The sequence below is a fragment of the Nocardia carnea genome (genome assembly GCF_029869215.1).
GTDB lineage: Bacteria > Actinomycetota > Actinomycetes > Mycobacteriales > Mycobacteriaceae > Nocardia > Nocardia carnea_B.
The window spans coordinates 1-3710 of the sequence record NZ_JARWPM010000223.1 but is presented as its reverse complement, the minus strand read 5'-3'; the positions used below and the strand labels follow the sequence as shown (position 1 = coordinate 3710).

At 67.8% G+C, this 3710-nt stretch carries 2 protein-coding genes; both read left to right on the top strand.

Features of this window, described 5'->3' with window-relative positions:
- Positions 1–464: 464 nt before the first annotated feature.
- Entirely contained in the window at positions 465–1487 is a 1023-nt protein-coding gene (locus QH276_RS15550) for an alpha/beta hydrolase (RefSeq protein WP_280397635.1), read from the top strand.
- A gap of 173 nt (positions 1488–1660) precedes the next feature.
- A complete protein-coding gene (locus QH276_RS15545; RefSeq protein WP_280397636.1) occupies positions 1661–3514 on the top strand; it encodes an alpha/beta hydrolase-fold protein in 1854 nt (617 codons plus the stop codon).
- The last annotated feature ends 196 nt before the right edge of the window (positions 3515–3710 follow it).

The following is a 3710-nucleotide window of genomic DNA, read 5'->3' as shown; positions in this document are numbered from 1 at the left end:
TTGGTCTCAAATACCTCCCCCGCGGGGGGGGGGGGGGCCCGCGGGCGCCGCCCCCCCCAAACCCGCGCGGCCCCCCCCCCCCGGGGGGGGGGGGGGGCCCCAACACTGCTGTCGATAGGAATTCGCCAACGGTTGGTATTCCGTTACGCAAGCCCGGTCAGCGGCCGATTTCGATAACGAGCGAATATCCCGGCCCGCCGAGACATCAACGCCGCGGCAAGGTATCGTCACGGGGCGATCACAGACGTTCTCGCGGCGCATTTCGGTCATCCGATCAGCACGGCCTTGCTCGAGCCCGATCGGGTCGAATAAGGTCCAGCGAGCACATCTGTGACCAGATCGTTGTAGCGCTGTCGGCCAAAGGGTTGGTCGGGACCGGCCGCCGGCGCCGCCGAGGAGAAACGGGGTGTGGTCCGCGCAGCGGTGGCGGAGCACACCACAACAGCAGAAAGAGAGCAGAATTCATGCGTTTCGGCAGGGCAGCCGGCCCGAAGAGAGAGACGGGGCGGTCACGGGCACCTCGCGGTTGGCGTAACCGGATTCTGGCTATCGGTGCGGCTGCGCTCGCACTACCGGTCGCCGCGGGTATCGCGGCGCCGACCGCCGTGGCCTCGCCGGCGGCGTCCCCGGTGCATCGCGCCGGGCTGGAGGAACTGATGGTTCCCTCCAGCATGGGCCCGATCAAGGTTCAGGTTCAGTGGGCGGCGCGCGGCGGCAACGCCGGCCTCTACCTGCTCGACGGTCTGCGCGCCCGCGACGACCGTAACGCCTGGTCGTTCGAGACCAATGCGCTCGAGCAGTTCGCGAACGACAACATCTCGCTGATCATGCCGGTCGGCGGGCAGTCGAGCTTCTACACCGACTGGTACGCCCCCAGCAACACCAACGGCCAGAAGTTCACCTACAAGTGGGAAACGTTCCTGACCAAGGAACTCCCCGCCTTCCTCGAGGGCCACGGCGTCTCGCGTACCAACAACGCGATCGCGGGCCTGTCGATGGGTGGCAGCGCCGCCCTGGCGCTGGCTGCCTACCACCGCGACCAGTTCAAGTCGGCGGCCGCCTACTCGGGTTACCTGAACATCTCCGCGCCGGGTATGCGTGAGGCCATCCGTATCGCCATGCTCGATGCGGGTAAGTTCAACGTGGACTCGATGGCCGCTCCGTGGAGCCCGCAGTGGCTGCGGATGGACCCGTTCGTCTTCGCGCCGCAGCTGCGTGGCCTGCCGATGTACATCTCGGCGGCCAGCGGCCTGCCCGGTCCGTACGACAAGCCGGCCGGTGCGATCGGCGCGTTCAACACCGGTAACGCCATGGCGCTGGAAGCGCTGTCGCTGGTGAACACCCGGGCCTTCCAGGCGCGGCTGAAGACGCTGGGGATCCCCGCCCACTTCGATTTCCCGAGTGTCGGCACCCATTCCTGGAAGTACTGGGAGGGCCAGCTCTTCGCCTCCCGCAAGATGTTCCTGGATTCCACCAACGGCTGGTGATCGAACCATAGCTGTTCGGTTGCCGCTGAACCGATAGCACGCGCAACGGCGCCACTTGCTTCTTATCGAAGCAGGTGGCGCCGTTCGCATTCCCGGGTCCGCAGCGGGATCAACCGGTTTGCTCCTCAGCGCGTCTACCGAGTATCCGGCCCCGGCGGCGGTACAAACAGTGTGTGGCAGCGAAGAAACGCGCAGCAGGGGGGACAACCGGCCGGCCCGGTAGCCGCGCCCGGCGCGGACTCGCCGTCTTGGCGGCCGCCCTGGTGCTGCCGTTCGCCGCCGCCCAGGCCCCGGCACCGGCCCAGCCCACCGCGGCCGCCGCGCCGGCGACGATCCGCAATATCGTCTGGCATTCCGACCGGCACGTCGCGGTATGGGTGAACTCGCCCGCCATGGGCGCTCCGATCCAGGTGCGGCTGCTGCTGGCGCGCGACTGGAACACCCAGCCGGATGCGAAATTCCCGGTGCTGTACATGCTCGACGGGCTCCGCGCCACCGACGACGACAGCGGCTGGATCAAAGAGACCGGCGCCGTCGATTTCTTCGCCGACAAGAATGTGACCGCGGTGCTGCCGGTAGGCGGTCAGGCGAGTTTCTACTCGGACTGGCTGGAACCCAACAACGGCAAGAACTACAAGTGGGAAACCTTCCTCACCAAGGAGCTTCCGCCACTGCTGGAAAGCCAATGGCGGGCCACCGGCACCCGCGGTATCGCGGGACTGTCGATGGGCGGTACCGCCGCGATGTTCCTGTCGGCCCGCAACAGCGATTTCGCGAAATTCGCGGCCTCCTATTCCGGTTTCCTGACCACCACGAGTACAGGTATGCCGCAAGCGATCCGCCTCGCGATGGCCGACGCCGGCGGTTTCGACGCCGCGGCGATGTGGGGCCCGCCCGGTAGTCCGCAGTGGGAAGAACACGATCCGCTGTATCTGGCCGACCGCCTGAAAGGTAAATCCCTCTATATTTCGAGCGGTACCGGCGCCTCGGGTAAGCACGACGAAGGCTCGGAGATACCGGGCGTGAGCACCAACATGTTCGGGATGGGTCTGGAAACGCTGGCCCTGATCACCTCCCAGAATTTCATCCGCAAACTCGACGAACTGCAGATCCCCGCCACCGTCAAGTACCGTTCCGCCGGTACGCACACCTGGCCGTACTGGGATTTCGAAATGCGCCAGTCGTGGCCGCAGGCCGCCACCGCGCTCGGCGTCTCCGCCACGAAACCGCCCTGCGCCCCCGGCGGTGCCATCGCGGCCGTGGCCACCGGCAACGGCTGGCTCGGCGACTGCCTCACCGGCGAATACCGGGTGCCCGGCGGAATCGCCCAGGATTTCCGGCACGGCCGCGTTTTCTACACACCCGAAGGCGGCGCGCATCCGGTGGCCGGCCGGATCGGTGGCGGATATCAGGCTGCGGGCGGACCGGACGGCGCGCTCGGGATGCCGGTCGGCGGTGAGCTCCCGCTGCCGGACGGACGGGGCCGCTATCAGGCGTTCCAGCACGGGTCGCTGTACTGGACACCGGAAACGGGCGCGCAGGTGGTGCGCGGGGCGATTCTGGCGGAATGGGGCCGGCAGGGTTATGAAGGCGGCCCGGCCAGATATCCGGTGGGGCCGGAGACGAAAACGCCGAACCGCGACGGTGCGGTCCAAGCCTTCGAAGGCGGCCCGTTCTATTTCAGCCCCGCCACCGGAGCACACCGAGTGGAAGGCCTCGTCCTCGGCAAATACGCGGAACTCGGTTTCGAGAACAGCGTGCTCGGCTTCCCGGTGGGCCCGGAACTGCCGCTGAAGGATTTCGGCCGGTTCAGTGCGTTCGAAGGCGGCAACATCTACTGGAGCCCGCTCTCGGGGGCCTGGGCGGTCCGCAACGGTCCGATCATGGACGCCTGGCGTGACGCCGGATTCGAGAACGGCCGGCTGGGTTTCCCGATCAGCGACGAATTCGCCATCCCTGGCGGAGTACAACAGAACTTCCAGCACGGGGCGATTACTGTCCGGGACAACAGAGCCGAGGTGCTGTAGTTTTTTGGGGGGGGGGGGGGGGCGCGGGGGGTGGGGGGGGGGGGTTTTTTTTTGGGGGGCCGGGGCCCCGCGGGGGGGGGGGGGGGGTTGGCCCCCCTGGGCCCGGGCTGCCCGCGCGCGACCCGCGCGGCGGCGCGGCGTCGAACCGCGCGCTCACTGCTGGGACGGGCCAAACCCTCTCAGGGCCTCGTAAGAC